The organism is Pseudomonas sp. B21-053, from assembly GCF_026016365.1.
Classification (GTDB): Bacteria; Pseudomonadota; Gammaproteobacteria; order Pseudomonadales; family Pseudomonadaceae; genus Aquipseudomonas; species Aquipseudomonas nunensis.
Map to the genome: position 1 here is coordinate 5,852,435 of NZ_CP087205.1, position 19,911 is coordinate 5,872,345.

Below are 19,911 nucleotides of genomic sequence, written 5' to 3' on the forward strand. Positions count from 1 at the left end.
CAAGGGGCCAGCACCCATTTGCTGCACTATTCAATCTGAATCGGGCCCTTGGTCCCTGCATCGCTGTCGGTCCAGTAGTCCTGATTCTGCAATCGCCGATCACCCTGAATGGTGAAAACGATCTTACCCTCGCGAAACTGCAATGTGCCGTCGGTGCGTTTGGCGTTGACCCGTTTTCCGTTGACCCACACCTGCTCCTTGGCATCGATGCGGATGGTGGCGACGGTCGCGCCCGCTTCACTCTTGGCCACCCACTGCCCGGCGTAAGGGGTCTGGGTGCCTGGGTTGTCGGCGGCGGGGTTGGTGAAGCCGGCCTTGGCGTTTTCGGCCTTGGTTTTGTGGATGTCGCAGCCTTGGGTTTCGCTGACTTGGGTGCAGCCGGATTGCTCCAGTTGTTTGCGGTATTTGTCGTTGATGGCGTAGGCCGGGGATTGGGCGGCGATCAGGAGGATCAGCGCCGGCAGGATGGCTTTCTTCATGTTGACTCCTTGGCGATCAGTTCGCGCCGAACGGCATCGTACGTTCACTGTAGTGGATGGGTGCGCAGTGCTTGTGCCACAAAACATTTCAGACAGCGCGCGCCTTTGTCAGTGCTCTTCTAGACTTAACGGGTGGTCGTGGAAAGAACCGAGCACGTCGCTTTTGTACCGTTGAATCAATGCCGGCGTGGCAAGCTGCAATTTATGCCCTGAAGAGGTGCGACGAAGATCGCACCGGGCCCAACAAGATGCCCGCTCAGGGTGCCTGGCCAACGGCCTGAAAATGCCACGATACCGTGACGTGGTGTGAATGCCGCAGCCGACACTTTCGGACAACCGACGACCTTCTGGTTTGTCCGTGACCGTGAGGAATGCTGTATGCCTGATGAGATGTTGTTGCACCTGCCGATGGTCAACAGCTTGCTGGAGCGCCACAAACGCGCCCCTGGCGCCCTGTTGCCGATCCTCCATGAGATTCAGGAGGGCATCGGTTACATCCCCGATGTTGCCATTCCCGAGATTGCCCACGCCCTCAACCAGAGTCAGGCCGAGATTCGTGGGGTGATCAGCTTTTACCATGACTTCCGCACCGCGCCGCCCGCCCGGCATATCCTGCGGCTGTGCCGCGCCGAGTCGTGCAAGAGTCGCGGCGCCGAGCAGCTTGCGGCGCAATTGCGCGACCGTCTGCAACTGGACGACCACGGCAGCAGCGCCGATGGCAGCATCAGTTTGCGCCCGGTGTATTGCCTCGGTGCCTGCGCCTGTTCGCCGGCCCTGGAGCTGGATGGCAAGGTGCATGCGCGGCTGAGTGCCGAGCGTCTGGACGCCTTGCTAGACGCTTGCCGGGAGGACGTATGAGCCTCTATTTGCCGAGTGATTCCCTGGCCCGCGCCGTGGGTGCCGATGACGTGGCGTTGGCCCTTGCCGGTCAGGATCTGCAACGCACCAGTTCTCGTGGCCTCTATTGGCTGGAACCGCTGCTGGAAGTCGACACCCCGCAAGGCCGAATCGGCTTTGGCCCGCTGACCGCTGCCGACGTGCCGTCCGTGCTCGATGCGCTGCAAGGCGAGCCGTCCGCGCATCCACTGGCCTTGGGCCTGGTGGAAGAATTGCCGTATCTGAAAACCCAGCAACGCCTGCTGTTCGCCCGCGCCGGCATTACCCGGCCGCTGTCCCTGGACGATTACCGGGCGCACAGTGGTTTTGAGGGTTTGAATAGGGCCGTCAGCATTGGCGGCGAGCAGAGCGCGACGGAAGTGTTCGACTCTGGCCTGCGTGGGCGTGGCGGCGCAGCGTTCCCGGCTGGGATCAAATGGCGCACGGTGCGCGCCACCCAAGCCGAGCAGAAATACATTGTGTGCAACGCCGACGAAGGCGACTCCGGCACTTTCGCCGACCGCATGTTGATGGAAGGCGACCCGTTCCTGCTGATCGAAGGCATGGCGATTGCCGGCATCACCGTCGGCGCCAGTTACGGCTACATCTATGTGCGTTCGGAATATCCACAAGCGGTGGCGACCTTGCGCGAAGCGCTGGAGATTGCCCGGTCGAATGGCTACCTCGGCGCCAATGTCGGCGGCAGCGGTCAGGCGTTCGACATGGAAGTGCGAGTCGGGGCCGGCGCTTATATCTGCGGTGAAGAAACCGCGCTGCTGGATTCCCTCGAAGGCAAGCGCGGGATCGTCCGCGCCAAGCCACCGATCCCGGCGTTGCAGGGCCTGTTCGGTCTGCCGACGCTGGTGCACAACGTGCTGACGTTGGCCTCGGTGCCGCTGATTCTGGCCAAGGGTGCGCAGTTCTATCGCGATTACGGCATGGGCCGATCCCTGGGCACCATGCCTTTCCAGTTGGCGGGCAATATTCTTCGCGGCGGCCTGGTGGAACGGGCGTTTGGCCTGACCCTGCGCGAACTGGTGGACGACTACGGTGGCGGCACTGCGACTGGCCGGCCGCTGAAAGCCGCACAAGTCGGTGGACCGCTCGGCACGTGGGTGCCGCCGTCGCAATTCGACACGCCGCTGGATTACGAAGCCTTCGCCGCCATGGGCGCGATGCTCGGTCACGGTGGTGTAGTGGTGGCGGACGACACGCTGGACATGGCGCACATGGCCCGCTTCGCGATGCAGTTCTGCGCCGAGGAATCCTGTGGCAAATGCACGCCTTGCCGCATCGGCTCGACTCGCGGCGTGGAGGTGATCGATCGCCTGCTCGCCGCGCCGGACCAAAGCGGTCGCGATGAACAGGCGATCATCCTCAAGGACCTGTGCGACACGATGCAATACGGTTCGCTGTGCGCGTTGGGCGGCATGGCCCCATTCCCGGTGGCCAGCGCCCTCAAGTACTTCCCCGCCGACTTCGGTCTGCAGCCCTCGGAGGCCGACCAATGATCACCCTCTTCGACCCGAAAACCGATATCGATCTGGGCACTCCGGCCCGCGAAAGCCAGGTGCAAGTCACCCTGAACATCGACGGTCGCAGCATCAGCGTGCCCGAAGGCACGTCGGTGATGCGCGCCGCGGCGCTGCTCGGCACTACGATTCCGAAACTTTGCGCCACTGACAGCCTGGAAGCCTTCGGCTCGTGCCGCATGTGCCTGGTGGAAATCGACGGCATGCGCGGTTACCCGGCGTCCTGCACCACGCCGGTCACTGAAGGCATGACCGTGCACACCCAGACGCCGAAGCTCGCGACCCTGCGCCGCAACGTGATGGAGTTGTACATCTCCGATCACCCGCTGGACTGCCTGACCTGCTCGGCCAACGGCAATTGCGAACTGCAAACCGTGGCCGGCCAGGTTGGCTTGCGGGAAGTGCGTTATGGCTATGAAGGCGACAACCATCTGGCCGATGTGAAGGACACGTCCAACCCCTACTTCGACTACGACCCGAGCAAGTGCATCGTCTGCAACCGCTGCGTACGTGCCTGCGAAGAAACCCAGGGCACGTTTGCCCTGACCATTACCGGACGCGGTTTCGAATCCCGGGTCGCGGCGGCCGGAGGCGATAACTTCCTCGACTCGGAATGCGTGTCCTGCGGCGCCTGTGTGCAAGCCTGCCCCACCGCGACGCTGATGGAAAAAAGTGTGGTCGAACTGGGTCAGCCGGAGCGCAGCGTGATCACAACCTGCGCCTATTGCGGCGTCGGTTGCTCGTTCCGCGCCGAGATGAAAGGCGACAAACTGGTGCGCATGGTTCCGGACAAAAACGGTCAGGCCAACCACGGCCACTCTTGCGTCAAAGGACGCTTTGCCTGGGGCTACGCCACTCACCCGGATCGCATCACCAAACCAATGATCCGCAATCACATCAACGATCCGTGGCAGGAAGTCAGTTGGGATGAAGCGGTGACCTACGCCGCCAGCGAATTCCGCCGGTTGCAGCAAAAGTACGGTCGCGATTCCATTGGCGGCATCACTTCCAGCCGCTGCACCAACGAAGAAACCTACCTCGTCCAAAAACTGGTGCGCGCCGCGTTCGGCAACAACAACGTCGATACGTGTGCGCGGGTCTGCCACTCGCCGACCGGTTATGGCTTGAAACAAACGTTGGGCGAATCTGCCGGCACCCAAAGTTTCGATTCAATCATGAAGGCCGACGTGATCCTGGTGATGGGCGCCAACCCGAGCGACGCCCACCCGGTATTCGCCTCCCAGCTCAAACGCCGCTTGCGTGAAGGCGCGCAGTTGATCGTCATCGACCCTCGGCGCATTGATCTGGTGGACTCGGTGCACGCCCGCGCCGAACTGCACCTGGCCCTGCGTCCGGGCACCAACGTCGCCATACTCAACGCGCTGGCGCACACCATCGTCACCGAAGGCTTGCTCAACCAGGCATTTATCGATGAACGTTGCGAGGGCAGCGATTTTGCACGCTGGAGCGAATTTGTCAGCCGTCCGGAAAACTCGCCAGAAGTGCTTGGCGCCATTTGCGGCGTAGACGCTGGCGACATCCGTGCCGCCGCCCGCTTGTATGCGAACGCCGGCAATGCCGCGATTTACTACGGCCTGGGCATCACCGAACACAGCCAGGGCAGCACCGCCGTGATGGGCATCGCCAACCTGGCCATGGCCACCGGCAATATCGGTCGCGAAGGCGTCGGCGTGAACCCGCTGCGTGGACAGAACAACGTCCAGGGTTCGTGCGACATGGGTTCCTTCCCTCACGAGCTGCCCGGCTACCGCCACATCTCCAACGAAGTGGTGCGCACGCAGTTCGAACAGGCGTGGAACGTCACCTTGCAACCCGATCCGGGCCTGCGCATTCCGAACATGTTTGAAGCGGCGCTGGCCGGCAGTTTCAAAGGTTTGTACTGCCAGGGCGAAGACATCGCGCAAAGCGACCCGAACACCCAGCACGTCACCGCCGCCCTGTCGGCCATGGAATGCGTGGTGGTGCAGGACATTTTCCTCAACGAAACCGCGAAGTTTGCCCATGTGTTCCTCCCGGGCAGTTCGTTCCTGGAAAAGGACGGCACCTTCACCAACGCCGAGCGCCGTATCTCTCGCGTGCGCAAGGTCATGGAACCGCTGGGCGGCAAGGCCGATTGGGAAGGCACGGTGGCGTTGGCCAACGCGTTGGGCTATCCAATGAACTACCAACATCCGTCAGAAATCATGGATGAAATCGCCAGCCTGACGCCGACCTTCACCAACGTCAGCTACGCCGCACTGGACGGCCACGGCAGCCTGCAATGGCCATGCAACGCCGATGCGCCGGATGGCACGCCGACCATGCACATCGAGCAATTCGTGCGCGGCAAGGGGCGTTTCATGCTCACCGGCTACGTGCCCACCGAGGAGAAGGTCAACAATCGCTATCCGCTGCTGCTGACCACCGGACGCATCCTTAGCCAGTACAACGTCGGCGCTCAGACCCGGCGTACCGAGAACGTCGCCTGGCACGATGAGGATCGCCTGGAAATCCACCCAACCGACGCCGAGAGCCGTGGCATCAACGAAGGCGATTGGGTCGGCATCGGCAGCCGCGCCGGCCAGACCGTACTGCGTGCGCGGGTCACCGAACGGGTCGCGCCGGGCGTGGTGTACACCACGTTCCACTTCCCGGAATCCGGGGCCAACGTGATCACCACCGACAACTCCGACTGGGCCACCAACTGTCCGGAGTACAAGGTCACGGCGGTGGAAGTCAGCCGCGTTTACCATCCTTCGGAATGGCAAAAACGCTATCAGGCTTTCAGCGATGAACAGGATCGTTTGCTGAAAGACCGCCGGCATGCACGCGGTGCCAAAGCCGAGGTGCGCCGATGAGCACGGACAATCTGATCAAGATGGCCAACCAGATCGCCCAGTACTTCGCCACCGAACCGGATCAGCAATTGGCCGTGCTCGGTGTGCGCAATCACCTGCAGATGTACTGGACGCCGGGCATGCGCAAGGAACTGCTGGCTTGGCAAACGGAACATCAAGGAGCGGACATGCACCCGCTGGCGCAGGCAGCGGTCAGTGGGGCGGGATGGGAGGCTTAGGTTAACGATCCCCTGGAGTGAGCCCCGAGTTTTTCGGGGCTTTCCCCGGCTTTAAACTACAGCTCGACCCGGTTGTAACTCCCTTCAGCGCTGACGTTGTGGCCAAAACCACACCACTCACCGGCCGTGCGCTTTACTGTGAGCAGATCTTTTTTGATCTCGAAGTCGTAGGCACAGTCGCCAACATCATCGCCGGTCATGGCGTAATGAGCCTTGCCGTTGTTAATCGCTAGTACCGTGGAAAACTCCCCGATATTGGGACCGTTATACATCGCCATCAGGCCAGCGTAATAACCCTGAAAATCAACTTGGAACTGCGAACCTTGTGGCTTGATCGTCATGCTGTTCCACAACGCAGCCCCGGCATATTGCCAATACTGCCCGTCCGGTTTACTCGACACTTTCGCCAGCGAGTTTTTGATATCGCCGCTGATCTTGCCAAGGTTGAAGATCGACTTTTTGTCATTCGGTAAAATGCTCAGCCACGCACGGGCCTTGAGGTAATTGCCTTCGTGTATGTAGGTGAGCGCAACGTTGTTGTAGGCCATCGCGATTTTATCTTCGTCCAGCTGACAACTCTCCGACCAGCCAGCCTGCCGCTCGTACTGCTCCCGGGCCTTGGCATATTGCTTGAGCTTGTAATACTTCCCGCCCTCGGCGGAATACTCACTGATCTTGAGGCAATTGGCGGTCGCCTCTTCTTCCGTAACATCGGCATGAGCAAATAGCGGTGTGATGAGAAGCAAGAGGATCGCTGGAACCTGTATCAAGCGACGCACTGAAGGAGAGTGCTTAACGTCCATATTATTTTTCCCTGTTGATAAGTCGATATACCGAGCGCTGCGAAGGGTAGCGTGGTCGCGCAGGGCAGACAATCAGGGCAAAGCCCAGCTCGTAAACTTCGCCCCCATCGATCCCTTACTCCCGCATAATCGCGCACCTGCACTTCCCATGAATGCCAGTACCACGGTGCAACCATTACAAGGACGCAATATGCAAATCAGCCAAGGACAACGTTTACCCTTGTCCAGCCTTATGCCGGGCTCGCAACTTACGCTCTCGATCAACGTCCAGTCGCCCCATGTGCTCGACTTTGTATGCTTCGGCATCGATGCCCAGGGCAAACTGTCCGATGATCGCTACATGGTGTTTTTCAATCAGCCGACGACGCCGTGCAATGGCGTGAGCATGTCGAACGGCGGTGATTTCACCCTCGACCTTTCAAAACTGCCCGTCACGATTGATCGCCTGGTCTTCACCACCTCGATCGACGGTGCCGGTGCGATGCGCGATATCCAGGCCAGCAGTTTCAGCATCAAGAGCCTGTCGGGCGATGTCTTGGCGCAATGCGCGTTTTCGGGAGCGACCTTCGCCGACGAAAAGGCAATCATGATCGTCGAGCTTTATCGCAAGTCGGGCGAATGGCGCCTGTCATCCAATCTGCAAGGGTTCAACGCGGGTCTGGAAGCGCTGGTGAAACATTTCGGCGGCGATGTGGCTGATGAGCCGGCCCCGGCACCCGCTCCTGCCCCTGTAACGGCCCCCGTTACAAGCAAAATTTCCCTTGAGAAGAAGATCGGCGATGCTGCGCCTCACCTGATCAGCCTGGCGAAGAAAGCCCAAGTCAGCCTCGAAAAAGCCAAGCTGACGGATGTTAAGGCGCGGGTCGGCCTGGTGCTGGACGCGTCCGGTTCCATGAACAACCAATACCAAACCGGTCGCGTTCAGGAAGTGGTCAATCGGCTGCTGCCGCTGGCGCTGCACTTTGACGACGATGGCACTCTCGATTGCTGGGCCTTTGGCGCCGAAACATTGCAGTTGTCTGCCGTGACACTGGCCAACCACAAAGACTTCATCAACACCGATAGCCATGGCTGGAAAGACTGGAAGATCGGCGCTCGTTATAACGACGAACCCAAAGCCATCAAGAAGGTGATCGACTTTTACAAGCAGTCCCGGGACACCACTCCGATCTACATCCTGTTCATCAGTGATGGAGGTGTGTCAGCCAGTGGCGCGATCAAAAAGCTGATGATAGAAGCGGCCAAACTGCCGATCTTCTGGCAGTTCGTCGGGATTGGCGGGCACAACTACGGCATCCTGGAAAAACTCGACACCATGACCGGCCGAGTCGTCGACAACTGTGGTTTCTTCGCGCTGGATGACCTGCACGACATCAGCGAAGAGCAGCTTTACGACAAGCTGATGGAAGAATTCCCGCAATGGCTGAAGGATGCGAAGGCTCAAGGGATTGTCTTTTAATCTAGATACCACCGTCTCCCGCACCGCATTGCTTCGCGGCGCGGGAGTGGCGTTTTCAATCCAGATCGGACAGGTTAAACGGCGTAATTTCCCGGAACCGGGCGGAACGATCGCTCAGCAACAATAAGCCGGGCCAGATACGAACCGAGCTACTTAACCCTGTTTAAGAGGCGCTTCGCGCAGTTCTTCGAGGTGATTGCCGTCCCAACGGTACTTTTGTTCCGACTCGAGCGTCGGGCAGCAAAAGGCGTCTTCAGGGCCGACTTCCAGTGAACTGACGCGGATGGTTTTGTCGTCTTGCAACTGAAGTGCGGTGACGGCGCCGCTGACCACTGCGCTGCCCTTGAAATCGAAGGCGCCGTTGTTCGCATAGAAAACGCCGAGGGTCGAAAATGAGCTGTTGCTGCCGCCCTGCCCTTCAATGACATAGATCACCAAGGCGTCGTCCTGGCCGTCACCGTTGAGGTCCGCCCGGAGAATTTTTCGGCCGTCGGGGTATTCGTCCCCACCGTCTTCGCGGGTCGCGGCGCTCAGCGCATTGGCAATGGCGCTATCCAGTGATCCGGTCGTTGGCGCGGCTACTGCCTGCGGCACGGGCGCTTGAACCGGTATCGGAGCGGGAGCCACAACCGGGGCCCGGGCAACAGGCGCGGCTTCGGCACTGGCCACCTTTGGCGTCATGCCTTTGGATTTGGCCTCGGCTACAAACCTGCCAGTAATAGCGTTGCGGATTTCCTGAAGATCTTCATAGCCAAGCAACAGGTTTCTTGAACTCGAGAATGGCTGGCCCTCACCCAGAAACCATCGTGCAAACCAGCCGGGTCGCATGTTTTCCTGACGGGCTATCGCTTGATCGAGCACTTTTTCGCTGACGTCCAGATACATCGCGTATCCCTCATCACCGAACGCCTTCACCATCTCGTCTTTCTGACGGCTCATCTGCGTCTTCATGAACTCCAGCGTGATGATGTTGGTGTCGACCAACTTGCTTTCGCATTCATTGGTGTAGTTGCCAAAGCAGGTCTCTTTGTATTCCTGAACTGCATTGTTCAGCTTGAACTCGTTATACGCTCCACACCCTGCCAACAACGTGATCGCGGCACTTGCCAGGAAGACCCGTTTTTTCATATCCCTGAATCCTTTTTCCGTTAAACAAACCTGATGACACCAGTGTTGAACACAATCGACAAACAAGAAAAAGCCCCGCTCGAAAGCGGGGCTTTTTTAACCCGTAAGGGTTAGCCGATGCTGACACCGTGGGACTCAGCCAGAGGCTTCAGGCCGCCAGCAAAACCCTGGCCGATCGCCTTGAACTTGAACTCTTCACCGCTGCGATACAGCTCGCCAAAGATCATGGCGGTTTCGGTCGAAGCGTCTTCGCTCAGGTCGAAACGTGCCAGTTCCTTACCGTCAGCCTTGTTCACAACGCGGATGTAGCCGTTGGAAACCTGGCCGAAGTTTTGTTTGCGTGCATCGGAGTCGTGGATGGTGACTGCGAATACCAACTTCTTCACCAGCGGAGCCAGGGAAGTCAGTTTGACGGTTACTTGCTCATCGTCGCCTTCGCCGGTACCGGAGCGGTTGTCGCCCATGTGTTCAACGGAGCCGTCAGTGGACTTTTTGTTGTTGTAGAAAATGAAGCTGTTGTCGTCGAGCACTTTGCCGTTTTCACCGACGATGAAAATCGACGCATCGAGGTCGAACTCGGTGCCGTCGGTAACACGAGGATCCCAGCCCAGACCCACGAGCACTTCGCTCAGGCCTGGCGCTTCTTTGGAGAGGGATACGTTGCCGCCTTTGGAAAGACTTACAGCCATGGATAAATTCCTTATTCAGTAGACCGAGGGGTTTTAGAAGTTCATGCCGTACGAGTTAGCCAGTGCCTTCAGGCCGCCGGCATAGCCCGAACCAACGGCACGGAATTTCCATTCGCCGTTGTTGCGGTACAGCTCGGCGAAGATCATCGCGGTTTCAGTTGAAGCGTCTTCTGCCAGGTCGTAACGAACGATCTCGGCACCGGTGATTTCGTTGACTACACGAATGAACGAACCACCGACCTGACCGAAGTTTTGCTTGCGTGCATCAGCGTCGTGGATGGTGACGGTGAACGCGATCTTGTCGATATCGGCCGGAACGCGGCTCAAATCGATTTTCAGCACTTCGTCGTCGCCATCGCCAGCACCGGTGCGGTTGTCACCGGTGTGCTCGATGGAACCGTCAGCGCTTTTGAGCTGGTTGTAGAAAATAAAGTCGGCGTCACCACGCACTTTGCCGTTGGCACCCAGCAGGAACGCGCTCGCGTCCAGGTCAAACTCCGTGCCGTCAGTTGCGCGAGGATCCCAACCCAGACCGACCAGAATCTTGGTCAGCGAAGGATCGGTCTTCGATAGGGACAGATTGCCGCCTTTTTGAAGAGTCAATGCCATGAGTACAGCTCCTTGTGGTTAATGCGTTTTGAATTACTGGTTATCAGCCGGGGCAACTTCCTTTTCCGGGAAGATCACACTGGCGAAGATGCCGATGGCCAGCACCACAACAACGATGAGCAGACTGGTGTTCGGGTCGATGTTGTAACCGTGATGGAACAGGTGGTCAGTCGCATTCAGGCCAAGCTTCACCGCAATGAAGAACAGCAGCGCGATGACGGCTTTTTCCAGGTGAACCAGGTAGCGCTTGAGGGCTTCGAGTACGAAGTACATGGTCCGCAGGCCGAGGATCGCGAAGAGCATCGCCGAGAACACGATCAGCGGTTCGCGGCTGACCGCGATAACTGCCGGGACGGAGTCGAAGGCAAACAACACATCGGACACTTCCATGACCACCAGGCACAGGAACAGCGGCGTGGCGAACAGACCGCCCTTGGCCGCCAGCGACATGCCCTTGTTTTCCGGTTTGGTCAGTTCGGCTTCCAACGTCTTGCGGCGCACGAAGAAGTCATGACCATGCAGTTTCGGCCACACCGGGAACAGCTTCTTCGCGAAGCGGTAAGCCATGTGCGTGGAGTAATCCTCTTCTTCTTCTTCGTCACCGCCGCCTCTGAGCATCATGACTGCCGTCCAGGCCACGATCAGGGCAAAGACCACTTCGACCCACGGCCCCAGCGCCAGCAAGCCAGTACCGATAGCCACGAAGATCAGGCGGAAAACGATCGCGCCGATGATGCCCCAGTACAGGACACGGTGGCGCAAGCCATTCGGCACTTTGAACCAGGCGAAGATCGCCATGAACACGAACAGGTTGTCCACGCTCAGGACTTTTTCCAGCGCATAGCCGGTGATGAACAGGGTCGCGACATCCGGACCGTGTTCGACGTACAGAAACCCTGCAAAGCCGAACGAGATGAGAATCCAGAACACCGACCAGGCCGACGCTTTGGCGAGGCTGATCGGCTGGTCACCGCGATGGGTGAACATGTCGAGGATCATCGCGCCGAGCGCCAGCGCCACAAACACAGCGATGGTCAGCGGGGGGAAACCCAGGTGAGTAACTTCCACAGTTTTGTTTCCTTACAGTTCAAAGTCAGCTGGGGGTAGACCCAGCTCGAGGCAAATCAGGCGGCAAACGGCTTTTTCCTTGTCGTCGAAATTTCCGTCCGACGCGCCGATGGCGCATGCAACGCGCACGAGCAGGCGACCTGCGCCGTCCTTGCCCTTGATCTTGCTGATGTTCTTCAGGGCTTCGGCTTGACCGATCTGGAAGTCAAACTCGAACTTGCCACACGCGTCGTTGAAGACTTTGATGACGTCGGTCAGGTTGAACACCTTCAACTCTGGCGAGTTGTTGATGAACCCGGTCATCTTCATTTTTTCTGCCGAGGTGACTTCACCGTCGGCCGCCGCGACCATGGCACAGCTATTGGCGACCGCTTCCATGAACTCTTTGTTCTTGAACTTGGCCACTTCGGTGGTCAGTTTTTCGCGGGCAAGTGCCGCGTTCGTTTTCAACCATGACAACATGTTGTTCACCTCAAGGGCGGGCCGGACCGGCCCGCCGTATTCAAATAATTACTTGGAGCCAGCCGCCCAGCGCATGCCCCAGCCGTAAGCCTTGTCCATGAACGAATGCCCTTTGTGGAAGTCGACGCGTCGACTCACCTTGACGCCGCCACCCTCATTTTCCAGCAGAGCGATTGCACACATGCCAAGGCGACCGCCCTCTTCATTCAGGCGAACTTCGATAGGTGGCTGGCCCGGGACATAAATGGTCACGACGCCATCGGTCTCACGCCAGTTCGGTGCACCTTCATAGATGAAGGCAAACACCAGCACCCGGCGGATTTCCCCCCAATGCTTACCGTTGATATGGAGCCATTCGCCATCGCTGACGGCACCGGTACGGTCGTCGCCCATCAACTGAATGTAGGGATCGTGATTGAGCTCGCCGAAGCAATTGCCCAGCGCCTGAACAACGCCCTTGGACCCGTCCTGCAACTCAAACAGGCAACCGACGTCGAGGTCGATGGCGTTGTTTCGCGAGAAGAAGCCACCGGACTTGCCTTTGTTCCAGTTGAGGTTGACCTTGATCTCGCCAAAGCCTCCCGCCGTTTTCTCCAGGCTGATGGAGGAGCGGGTCTTGTCGAGGGTGATTTTGCTGAGGCTGACCGAAGACTTCGCTGCCGCCGGTGCTGGCGCGGCAGACGCCGCAACAGGAGCAGGCGCAGGAGCAGCAACCGGAGCTGGAGCCGGCGCGGCAATTTCAACGCCGAAGTACTTGGCCAACGGTTCCAGGCCACCGGCGAAACCCTGGGCGACACAACGGAACTTCCACTCACCCTGGCGGCGGTAAAACTCGCCGAGGATCAGGGCTGTTTCCTTCATTCCGCCCGTGGGAATCTGCGCTTCGATGCCGCCAGTGACGGCCAGCGAAAGCTGAGACACGCGGTCAAAACTGGCTTTGTTCTCGTAAATCGTCGCCGTCAGCGCCACCTTTTCGACCGCCGCATCCAGGCGCGACAAATCAAGGGTGAAGACCGCGCGACCGGCCGAGGACTCGGTCATCTGCACCGTTCCGCCCAGCACGTTGGTCTGGCCGTAGAAGCACATATCGGTGTCGCCGCGGACTTTCCCCGCGGCCCCCAGGACGAATGCAGATACGTCGATATCTGCACCCGGGATGGCCGAGTAGCTGATATCGATCCGTACCTGTCCGGTGGCTACCGGCGCGTTTCCGCCAGGCACCAGGGTTGTCATGCACGCACCGCCTGCACAGCCAGATTGACCAGGTCGTCAGCGGTACGGCCATTGGTCACCTGACCGATCGCCTTGAATTCCCAGCCGCCGTTTTCACGTACCAGACTGGCCATGACGACACCGGTGTGACGACCCTTCTCGGAAAGATTGAAGCGCGCCAGTTCGGTCTTGTTGCTCGCGTTAACGATGCGGCAATAGGCGTTGGCAATCTTTTCGAAGGTCTGGCCGGTGAAGCTGTTCACAGTAAACACCAGGGATTTGACGGTGGCCGGCAGACGCTGCAGATCAACCCGGATCGTTTCGTCGTCGCCATCGCCTTCGCCAGTGCGGTTGTCACCCGAATGCTGGATCGAACCATCGCGGGAAGTCAGTTGACGGAACCACACCAGGTCCACTGGTTTTAGATCTGCATCGAAAAGAATGCAGGAAGCATCCAGGTCGACATCACCACCGCTCCCCATCAACCGCCCCATGAACCCGGCTTTTTCCGGATCCCAGCCCAGGCCAAGCGTGATAGCGGTGAGGCCACCGCCAGCAGTTTTTTCCAGGGAAATTGTTTGGTTTTTAGTCAGAGTTAGGGCCATCGGTACGCTCCTTGTTGATCGTCGGTTGCTCGTGGTTTTCGCTGCTGCCCTCAACCGGATGAGTCGCCGTCGGCACAACGCCTGCGTCTCGAGCCAAGGTCTTGGTGACCCGAAGGCGTCCTCGACGCCATGCGGGGTGGAAATGTCGCCAGTGCGCGTCTTGCGCAGCGGCCAAAAGTTCGTGGTCGCCGCGGGTGTCGCCCCAGGCGCGCAATCGGTATTGCGTCAAATCTCCATAAACCGCTTCTAGTCGTCGGACCTTTGCTTCACAGCGGCAGTTGTCGCCCGATATGCGCCCCGTGAGGCGTCCATCGACGACTTCCAGTTCAGTCGCGATCAGCTTGATGTTGAGCCGATCGGCAAACGGTTTCAGGACCAGCGCTGGAGAGGCCGAGCACAGCGTGACCTCACTGCCTGCCTGTCTTTCGGCGGCCACAGAGGCCAGGCCGGCAGGACGCATCAGGCGAGTCCAGTGCAAGCCGCAGAATTCTGCAGCCTTGTGCCGGACCCACTCTTCTTTGGCGTCGGTCAGGAAAGCGGCGATCAGCCGTGCCTTGAGTTCGTCTCGAGACAAGCGGCGCGTCAGGTAACGCACCCCCGGCCCGGCGAGCAGGCGCAAGCGCTTGGCGAACTCAAGTTTGCCAAACGCATATTTCAGAAAGGGGACGAAGCTGTCGTGCCGGGTCAACGTGCCGTCGAAGTCAAAGACCGACAGTACCTTGGCCCCGGCCGGGCCCATTTCGAGCATTTCCTGAGTCATCGGCCCGCCTCTGCAAGACGAATCGATTGATCGGTTTGGCTCGGCTCCGCATGCCTGACGCCATGCCATTTGGCACGTTCAAGAATGTTGGTGGCCCATTTGAAGTGAGTTGCTGGTTCACACATCGTGTCATTGTGATTGAAGACGGCCGGCGCGACCTCGTTCAGCATCAATTTGGCACAATTTAGATCTTCAAGGCTGACGCGCAGACTGTCCTGAATACTGCTGATCTGGCTTGGGTGAATCGCCGTTTTGCCCACCAAACCATGGGCAATGTCGAGGCTCAGCTCTTCCAGCAGCAGATGCGGCGTCGCTAAACGCTCGAACACTGGGGCGGTCAAGGCAAACCCCTGCGAGCCCATGACCCCGGCCAACATCTGGATCACGTAACCCATGGGAGTGCTGTAAAGCGTTGTCGCCGGATTGCGTCGAAGGCCCAGACAACCCAGCAGGTCATTCCCGCCGATCCGCAGCGCAATGATGCGATGGTTCAGCGTCTGCTTGAGCGCCTCACCCAACTCGACCATCGCCACCGGATTGAAGACTTCCCGGGTTTCCAGAGTCGGCATCAGAAAGATGTCGGGATTGGTGACCGCCAACTCCCATGAGCGCAGATTGGACAGACTCAGTTTCGGCAACACAAAACCATCCACATGCGCCATCAACGGCCATTCGTTGAGCACGGCGGCCATCTGCGAATCACGCGGTCGCACGAACAACATGGGGCCATCGACCGAGCGACCGCCCTGTTGCTCAATCGAGAGCAGCAACTTGTGCAGATTGGCCAACGCTGTCTCGACATCAATGTCCGCGACCGCATCTTCAAGGCACACCACCATCGAGCGCAGTTCAGGCAACTTTTTGTGCAGGACCACGTCGAGGATGTCCTCACGGGTTGCCGGCATGTAGAGCGTTGCACCGAGGGCGTAGGGCGATAGTGTTTTCATCAGCTCAAACTCCGGATGACGGTCACTGCACGATAAGGACCCAGGGCTGCCCCCACTTCTTCAACCGTCACGTTTGCTCGCTCGGTCAGGTGCATCAGCAGTTGCACGTCCGGATCGCTGCGATCGCGCACCAGAACGTGATCCGGGACACGGCGCAGGACGGCCCGCGTTGCCTCGGCAATGCCGGGTTTCACCCGGTTCAGATTGGTAATGCCAAATTGCGCGGCAATCGCGTCAATCACACCCAGCGCCGAAGCCTGCAGTTCACTGCGTTGCGCCTCGGTCCACGGGGCAGCGGCCTCGACCGCAGACTGTGCCTGACGCACGGCTTCGATCTGATCGATGAAGTCTCGGGTCACGTCGTGTTCATGCAAATGGTCGTACACCACGCAGCCATGCAGGCCACCGTTGGCGGGCCAGATGGAACGCGAGACCAGCCCGGAAACCGTGGCACCGAGGATGCCCGACGGGATTACCCAGTCTTCGGCCGAGGCCGCCAGCCAGGCGCGACCGCAAGGGTCGGCCAGCACCACAAGGCGTGGCTGTTCGGGAAAGCGCGTGTCGCCCTTGAGGCTGCGCTGGATCTCTCCAGAGATGGCGCCCTTGCCGGTCCAGCCATCCACGAAAACAATGTTTTCAGCGCCGTGAGCGGCGATCACCGCTTCCAGGGCAATCATGTCGATGCCCCGGTCACGCACGATGCTGATCCCGTAATGATGAGCGTCTCGCCCCAGATCCAGGAGCGCCCGGCGCAGCAATACGCCCAAGGGCAGCCCTGCGCGCACAAACGAAACCAGCGCGATCGAAGGGCCGTCACAGGCCTTATCCAACGCCAATGCCAGGGATTGGACATCCCGGGCCATCCGGGCCGAATTCTGCAGCATGGCGCGCTGGTACAGCCCTTTGTGGACCTCGGTCGGGGCCGATTCCAGGCTGATCATCTCGGAGTAATGCTTCTGCCGCGTCTGGATCAGGCGCTCTTTCTCTTCAACATCCGTCACTTCGATGTCGACCGGCTGCAGAAGGAAATGCACGTCATCCGGCGCGTAACTGCCACTGCCAACAGTGCTCAGGTGGGCAAAGGCATTAACCATTGATCATCGCCTCCACAACCTTGGCCAACTGGCTATGGGCAGGGGTCGCCCAGAAGTTGCATTCGTTCATGAAGCCCAGGTCGGTAACGCTGTCACCAAACCCCAGCACCGGACGTTCGCCATTGGCGGCGCGATCACGGCGAAGCAGTTCCTGAACCGCCAGACGCTTGGACAAGCCGTTCGGCAGGAAGGCCAGATTGTTGCCGTTACCGTGGATATGCATGTCGTCCAGCAGACCCCGGGCCTGGACCTCGGCCAGAACCTTTTGCAGCACCGAATCATCCGACTCGTTGTGCTTGGTCACGACGTAATTCAACAGGCCCTGCTCTTCCACTACCCATCCGCGCAGGGAAATACCCATTTCCTCACCGATGGCCAACGTTTCAGCACTCAGTGCCGGAAGGCGGTTCTGATACGCCGCCAGCGCGTCGGTCATCTGCCCATGCCAATCGCGATCCAGCGAGCCATCGGGCTGGAGGATCACACCACCGTGAGAACACACGGCGCCCGCAACGAAGGGCAATTGCACGCGGCTGTAGGCTTCGACACTACGCGCCGTGACCGGCACGACATCAGCCGATGCCAGCAACCATTCCACAAAACTTTTCTGCACGGCGCTCATGTAGCCATTGGGCTGACCATCGACGTCCAGCGTCGCGGTGTGCCGTTCAGCGCCTTGCGGCATCTTGCGGGCGGTCTGAAACAGGGTGTCATCGAGATCGATGAGTATCAGGGGACGCTTATTGCTCATCGACAATCACCTCTGCGTTCAATGCATCAATCAGCGACCGGGAAACCGCTTGCGCAGGCGTTTCGGTGCAGATCAACACCCGGTCAAACTGACCCGGACGCACGTTGTAGAGAAAATTCGGGATACCGAGACCGTAGTTGTCGGAGAACGACAAGGCGTGCCCGATCTCATGGCCCAAGGCAATCGGCGAGCGACTGGTGGAGCTGAAATGCACGTCAGCCCCGGCCCGCTCAAGACGCTCGGCCAGCAGGAACGGACGCCACACGAATTCACTGGTGCCCACGACCATCACGCGCTCGCCTGGCTTGACCTGAATATCCGGGGCCAATGTGTCTTCGACATGACGAACGCCCAAGCGTCCCCAGTCATTACGCGGATCAATCGGCCATTCACCTACGGCGACCGCGCCCACGTCAGGCATTTCAGGCAAGGGCGCGTCTTGATCTTCAGAGAAGCGATAAGCGCCCTGCAGCAGGGACACCTGAGTGGCGGTCTCGCCCAGAACGTTGCGCACTGCGCCACGGGACCAGTCAGTGAGCACACAGGTCACGACCCGTTCTACCTTGCTCAGCCCGGCATCCACGAGGGCGCGATGCAAATTGATGAACGTCTTGCCGGTGGAGGCTTCATCGTCAACCAGCACCAGGGAACGTGCGTTCAGCATCATTTCCCGGACATCGGGATCGACGGGCTGGTGAATCAGGTGCGCGCTGGCGTGACTGTGTTCTTCTTCAAAACGAGTGAACAACTCGGTGCCGACCGGATGGCGAGTGCTGACCATATAAACGGTGTCCGGGCGGGTCTTGCTGTAAGCGCGGTGCACGCCGGCGCCCAGGCCTACGGCGGTCTCTGCCATACCGATGACGAGTACGGGGCCTGGCAGGTCATCGGGAATCTTTGCCGCGAGGTGCTCGTAGCTGACCTGCATGATCGATGGGCGAACAGGAATATGTCGGCCCAGAACGCGGGACACAAACAGGAACGCACGTTTAGGATTACGGCGCTCGGCGAACCCGAACAACGAGTGGGGTTCGATGGAGGATTCATCGACGTCGACTTCCATCAGCCCGCGTTTGAGCTGCGCGCTGAGTCGAGTGGTCGAGGTTTTTTCTACTGCGAATTCCATTTGCAACATTCCTAAAAGAGGCGAGGTAGTGAACGAATCACTATTTTTTAAAGCAGGGTGCCTCTACGGATTTCGGGCTTCGATCCGCCAGAGTGACGACTGGGCTTCACGAGCCATTTCGGCGGTCGAGAAAATTCGACCGGTTGGAGATTTGGGCGGCGAGACATGACAGGCGTCCAGAAAGCCCAGCAACAACCCGGCCTTGACCGCGAAGTTCATGTTTTGCGCGTCCGGCAGCGACGACGTCACCATCCCGATGACCGCCCCACTGCTATCAAACAATGGACTACCGCTGGAGCCTGGCTGAATGGCCGCGGTGAATTGGAGCAGACTTGAATCGTTGTGCAGCCCGAACAGACCGGACACCCCGCCCTGTGTCACATGAACGCCGCCACCCGCCAGGCCTGCCATCGGAAAGCCCAGGGCAATCACCGACTCGCCCAGTGCACAACCGGCGCCGTCCTTGAAGACGACGGGCGACAGCGGCGGGCAATCCTGAATGCGCAGCAAGGCCATATCATTGCGTTCATCGACCACCACCACTTCGGCGCGGTAGCGTCCGGCAAAGGAGGAAATGTGCAGCTCCTGCATGCCCTCGATCACATGCGCGCAGGTCATGACTTGACCGGGTGAAACGGCGAATCCGGTTCCCGTTGCCGAGGTACGACTGCTCGATGAATCACCCGAGTACGGACGGCGCGTGGGGTGCGCATCATCAATCGTGATGCCCATGCGACGGCCCATCGCGGCCAGTCCATAAGCTGATCCTTCAGCCAGCGCGCGGAATTTCCATTGGTCATTGCGGCTGTAGAACTCGCCAATGACGATCGCTGATTCGCCATTACCGTTCAGATCAAGGAACAGTTCGACTTGATTGTCGACTTGCAGGCGCAAATCTTTGAGTTCGCTGACGGGGCCAGCCGCCGAGAAGGTATAAACGACCAGCAGCAGACGTTCGCTGCCGCCAGGAAGACGGGACAAGTCCAGGGAACAGCCAATAGACGACGGCGTGCCGCTCCATTCCATCCACTGTTGAGTGACTTGAAACAGAGCCGGGTCGCCTGTCGGTAGACGCTTTTCAGTGACGGGCAGCAGCGCGACGGCTGCGTATTCCCCAAATGCGGAAGAGTGGCTGCAATTCAGCGTCCAAGCACATTTTACGCCCGATATAGCGGCGTTCGCTCCAGGCGTAAGCGCCTTCATCCTGTCGTTCCTTGATCGGTATGCTGGCAATT

General features: G+C 59.3%; 20 protein-coding genes. 5 read left to right on the forward strand and 15 right to left on the reverse strand.

Annotated elements, in window-relative coordinates:
- Window positions 1-26: 26 nt before the first annotated feature.
- Complete coding sequence (locus LOY68_RS26110) at window positions 27-479, reverse strand: hypothetical protein (RefSeq protein WP_265040769.1); 453 nt, start codon at window positions 477-479, stop codon at window positions 27-29.
- 378 nt (window positions 480-857) lie between these two features.
- Between LOY68_RS26110 and LOY68_RS26115 the strand changes: the two genes are divergently transcribed.
- From LOY68_RS26115 to LOY68_RS26130, 4 genes are read left to right on the forward strand one after another with little or no spacing between them, the layout of a single operon-like run.
- A complete protein-coding gene (locus tag LOY68_RS26115; RefSeq protein ID WP_265040771.1) occupies window positions 858-1,337 on the forward strand; it encodes a formate dehydrogenase subunit gamma in 480 nt (159 codons plus the stop codon).
- Entirely contained in the window at window positions 1,334-2,866 is a 1,533-nt protein-coding gene (locus LOY68_RS26120; RefSeq protein WP_265040773.1) for a formate dehydrogenase beta subunit, read from the forward strand. The genes LOY68_RS26115 and LOY68_RS26120 overlap by 4 nt, the downstream gene beginning before the upstream one ends.
- Window positions 2,863-5,745, forward strand: coding sequence for a formate dehydrogenase subunit alpha (gene fdhF / locus LOY68_RS26125; protein ID WP_265040774.1), 2,883 nt, complete (start codon window positions 2,863-2,865; stop codon window positions 5,743-5,745). Before LOY68_RS26120 ends, fdhF begins: the two co-directional genes overlap by 4 nt.
- Window positions 5,742-5,963: a formate dehydrogenase subunit delta gene (locus LOY68_RS26130; protein WP_054045421.1), complete on the forward strand. Its 222-nt coding sequence runs from the start codon at window positions 5,742-5,744 to the stop codon at window positions 5,961-5,963. Before fdhF ends, LOY68_RS26130 begins: the two co-directional genes overlap by 4 nt.
- 56 nt (window positions 5,964-6,019) lie before the next feature.
- On the opposite strand, the gene LOY68_RS26135 is transcribed toward LOY68_RS26130, so the two are convergent.
- Complete coding sequence (locus tag LOY68_RS26135) at window positions 6,020-6,766, reverse strand: tetratricopeptide repeat protein (RefSeq protein ID WP_265040775.1); 747 nt, start codon at window positions 6,764-6,766, stop codon at window positions 6,020-6,022.
- Between the two features lie 190 nt (window positions 6,767-6,956).
- On the opposite strand from LOY68_RS26135, the gene LOY68_RS26140 reads away from it, so the two are divergent.
- The gene (locus tag LOY68_RS26140; RefSeq protein WP_265040777.1) at window positions 6,957-8,225 is read left to right on the forward strand and encodes a VWA domain-containing protein; all 1,269 of its coding nucleotides are present in this window, start codon (window positions 6,957-6,959) and stop codon (window positions 8,223-8,225) included.
- A 153-nt stretch (window positions 8,226-8,378) separates the two neighbouring features.
- Here the strand turns inward: LOY68_RS26140 and LOY68_RS26145 are convergent, their stop codons facing one another.
- The 13 genes from LOY68_RS26145 to LOY68_RS26205 all read right to left on the reverse strand — a co-directional run bounded on the left by LOY68_RS26145 (window position 8,379) and on the right by LOY68_RS26205 (window position 19,879).
- Window positions 8,379-9,353 carry an LppP/LprE family lipoprotein gene (locus LOY68_RS26145; RefSeq protein ID WP_265040779.1) on the reverse strand — a complete coding sequence of 325 codons (975 nt, stop codon included), beginning with the start codon at window positions 9,351-9,353 and terminating at the stop codon, window positions 8,379-8,381.
- Window positions 9,354-9,463: 110 nt separating this feature from the next.
- Window positions 9,464-10,042, reverse strand: coding sequence for a TerD family protein (locus tag LOY68_RS26150; RefSeq protein WP_163912190.1), 579 nt, complete (start codon window positions 10,040-10,042; stop codon window positions 9,464-9,466).
- A gap of 33 nt (window positions 10,043-10,075) precedes the next feature.
- A complete protein-coding gene (locus LOY68_RS26155; RefSeq protein ID WP_054045429.1) occupies window positions 10,076-10,651 on the reverse strand; it encodes a TerD family protein in 576 nt (191 codons plus the stop codon).
- 33 nt (window positions 10,652-10,684) lie between these two features.
- On the reverse strand, window positions 10,685-11,719 hold the full coding sequence (locus LOY68_RS26160; protein ID WP_265040782.1) for a TerC/Alx family metal homeostasis membrane protein: 1,035 nt from the start codon (window positions 11,717-11,719) through the stop codon (window positions 10,685-10,687).
- Window positions 11,720-11,731: 12 nt separating this feature from the next.
- A complete protein-coding gene (locus LOY68_RS26165) occupies window positions 11,732-12,181 on the reverse strand; it encodes a tellurite resistance TerB family protein (RefSeq protein WP_054045432.1) in 450 nt (149 codons plus the stop codon).
- Window positions 12,182-12,229: 48 nt separating this feature from the next.
- Entirely contained in the window at window positions 12,230-13,414 is a 1,185-nt protein-coding gene (locus LOY68_RS26170; protein ID WP_265040783.1) for a TerD family protein, read from the reverse strand.
- Window positions 13,411-13,998, reverse strand: a complete 588-nt coding sequence (locus tag LOY68_RS26175; protein ID WP_265040785.1) for a TerD family protein — start codon at window positions 13,996-13,998, stop codon at window positions 13,411-13,413. Before LOY68_RS26175 ends, LOY68_RS26170 begins: the two co-directional genes overlap by 4 nt.
- The gene (locus LOY68_RS26180; RefSeq protein WP_083471268.1) at window positions 13,979-14,758 is read right to left on the reverse strand and encodes an HAD-IB family hydrolase; all 780 of its coding nucleotides are present in this window, start codon (window positions 14,756-14,758) and stop codon (window positions 13,979-13,981) included. The genes LOY68_RS26175 and LOY68_RS26180 overlap by 20 nt, the downstream gene beginning before the upstream one ends.
- On the reverse strand, window positions 14,755-15,705 hold the full coding sequence (locus LOY68_RS26185; protein WP_054045438.1) for an HpcH/HpaI aldolase/citrate lyase family protein: 951 nt from the start codon (window positions 15,703-15,705) through the stop codon (window positions 14,755-14,757). Before LOY68_RS26185 ends, LOY68_RS26180 begins: the two co-directional genes overlap by 4 nt.
- A complete protein-coding gene (locus LOY68_RS26190; protein WP_265040787.1) occupies window positions 15,705-16,799 on the reverse strand; it encodes a cysteine protease StiP family protein in 1,095 nt (364 codons plus the stop codon). The genes LOY68_RS26185 and LOY68_RS26190 overlap by 1 nt, the downstream gene beginning before the upstream one ends.
- Entirely contained in the window at window positions 16,792-17,550 is a 759-nt protein-coding gene (locus tag LOY68_RS26195; RefSeq protein WP_265040789.1) for a trehalose phosphatase, read from the reverse strand. Before LOY68_RS26195 ends, LOY68_RS26190 begins: the two co-directional genes overlap by 8 nt.
- Window positions 17,540-18,676, reverse strand: a complete 1,137-nt coding sequence (locus LOY68_RS26200) for a phosphoribosyltransferase domain-containing protein (protein ID WP_265040791.1) — start codon at window positions 18,674-18,676, stop codon at window positions 17,540-17,542. Before LOY68_RS26200 ends, LOY68_RS26195 begins: the two co-directional genes overlap by 11 nt.
- Before the next feature lie 63 nt (window positions 18,677-18,739).
- Complete coding sequence (locus LOY68_RS26205; RefSeq protein WP_163912172.1) at window positions 18,740-19,879, reverse strand: trypsin-like peptidase domain-containing protein; 1,140 nt, start codon at window positions 19,877-19,879, stop codon at window positions 18,740-18,742.
- Window positions 19,880-19,911 lie beyond the last annotated feature (32 nt).

Excerpts from the sequence above, each read along its gene's own strand:
- LOY68_RS26110 (WP_265040769.1), bottom strand. The coding sequence starts at position 479 with ATGAAGAAAGCCATCCTGCCGGCGCTGATCCTCCTGATCGCCGCCCAA.
- LOY68_RS26115 (WP_265040771.1), top strand. The coding sequence starts at position 858 with ATGCCTGATGAGATGTTGTTGCACCTGCCGATGGTCAACAGCTTGCTG.
- LOY68_RS26120 (WP_265040773.1), top strand. The coding sequence starts at position 1,334 with ATGAGCCTCTATTTGCCGAGTGATTCCCTGGCCCGCGCCGTGGGTGCC.
- fdhF (WP_265040774.1), top strand. The coding sequence starts at position 2,863 with ATGATCACCCTCTTCGACCCGAAAACCGATATCGATCTGGGCACTCCG.
- LOY68_RS26130 (WP_054045421.1), top strand. The coding sequence starts at position 5,742 with ATGAGCACGGACAATCTGATCAAGATGGCCAACCAGATCGCCCAGTAC.
- LOY68_RS26135 (WP_265040775.1), bottom strand. The coding sequence starts at position 6,766 with ATGGACGTTAAGCACTCTCCTTCAGTGCGTCGCTTGATACAGGTTCCA.
- LOY68_RS26140 (WP_265040777.1), top strand. The coding sequence starts at position 6,957 with ATGCAAATCAGCCAAGGACAACGTTTACCCTTGTCCAGCCTTATGCCG.
- LOY68_RS26145 (WP_265040779.1), bottom strand. The coding sequence starts at position 9,353 with ATGAAAAAACGGGTCTTCCTGGCAAGTGCCGCGATCACGTTGTTGGCA.
- LOY68_RS26150 (WP_163912190.1), bottom strand. The coding sequence starts at position 10,042 with ATGGCTGTAAGTCTTTCCAAAGGCGGCAACGTATCCCTCTCCAAAGAA.
- LOY68_RS26155 (WP_054045429.1), bottom strand. The coding sequence starts at position 10,651 with ATGGCATTGACTCTTCAAAAAGGCGGCAATCTGTCCCTATCGAAGACC.
- LOY68_RS26165 (WP_054045432.1), bottom strand. The coding sequence starts at position 12,181 with ATGTTGTCATGGTTGAAAACGAACGCGGCACTTGCCCGCGAAAAACTG.
- LOY68_RS26170 (WP_265040783.1), bottom strand. The coding sequence starts at position 13,414 with ATGACAACCCTGGTGCCTGGCGGAAACGCGCCGGTAGCCACCGGACAG.
- LOY68_RS26175 (WP_265040785.1), bottom strand. The coding sequence starts at position 13,998 with ATGGCCCTAACTCTGACTAAAAACCAAACAATTTCCCTGGAAAAAACT.
- LOY68_RS26180 (WP_083471268.1), bottom strand. The coding sequence starts at position 14,758 with ATGACTCAGGAAATGCTCGAAATGGGCCCGGCCGGGGCCAAGGTACTG.
- LOY68_RS26185 (WP_054045438.1), bottom strand. The coding sequence starts at position 15,705 with ATGAAAACACTATCGCCCTACGCCCTCGGTGCAACGCTCTACATGCCG.
- LOY68_RS26190 (WP_265040787.1), bottom strand. The coding sequence starts at position 16,799 with ATGGTTAATGCCTTTGCCCACCTGAGCACTGTTGGCAGTGGCAGTTAC.
- LOY68_RS26195 (WP_265040789.1), bottom strand. The coding sequence starts at position 17,550 with ATGAGCAATAAGCGTCCCCTGATACTCATCGATCTCGATGACACCCTG.
- LOY68_RS26200 (WP_265040791.1), bottom strand. The coding sequence starts at position 18,676 with ATGGAATTCGCAGTAGAAAAAACCTCGACCACTCGACTCAGCGCGCAG.
- LOY68_RS26205 (WP_163912172.1), bottom strand. The coding sequence starts at position 19,879 with ATGAAGGCGCTTACGCCTGGAGCGAACGCCGCTATATCGGGCGTAAAA.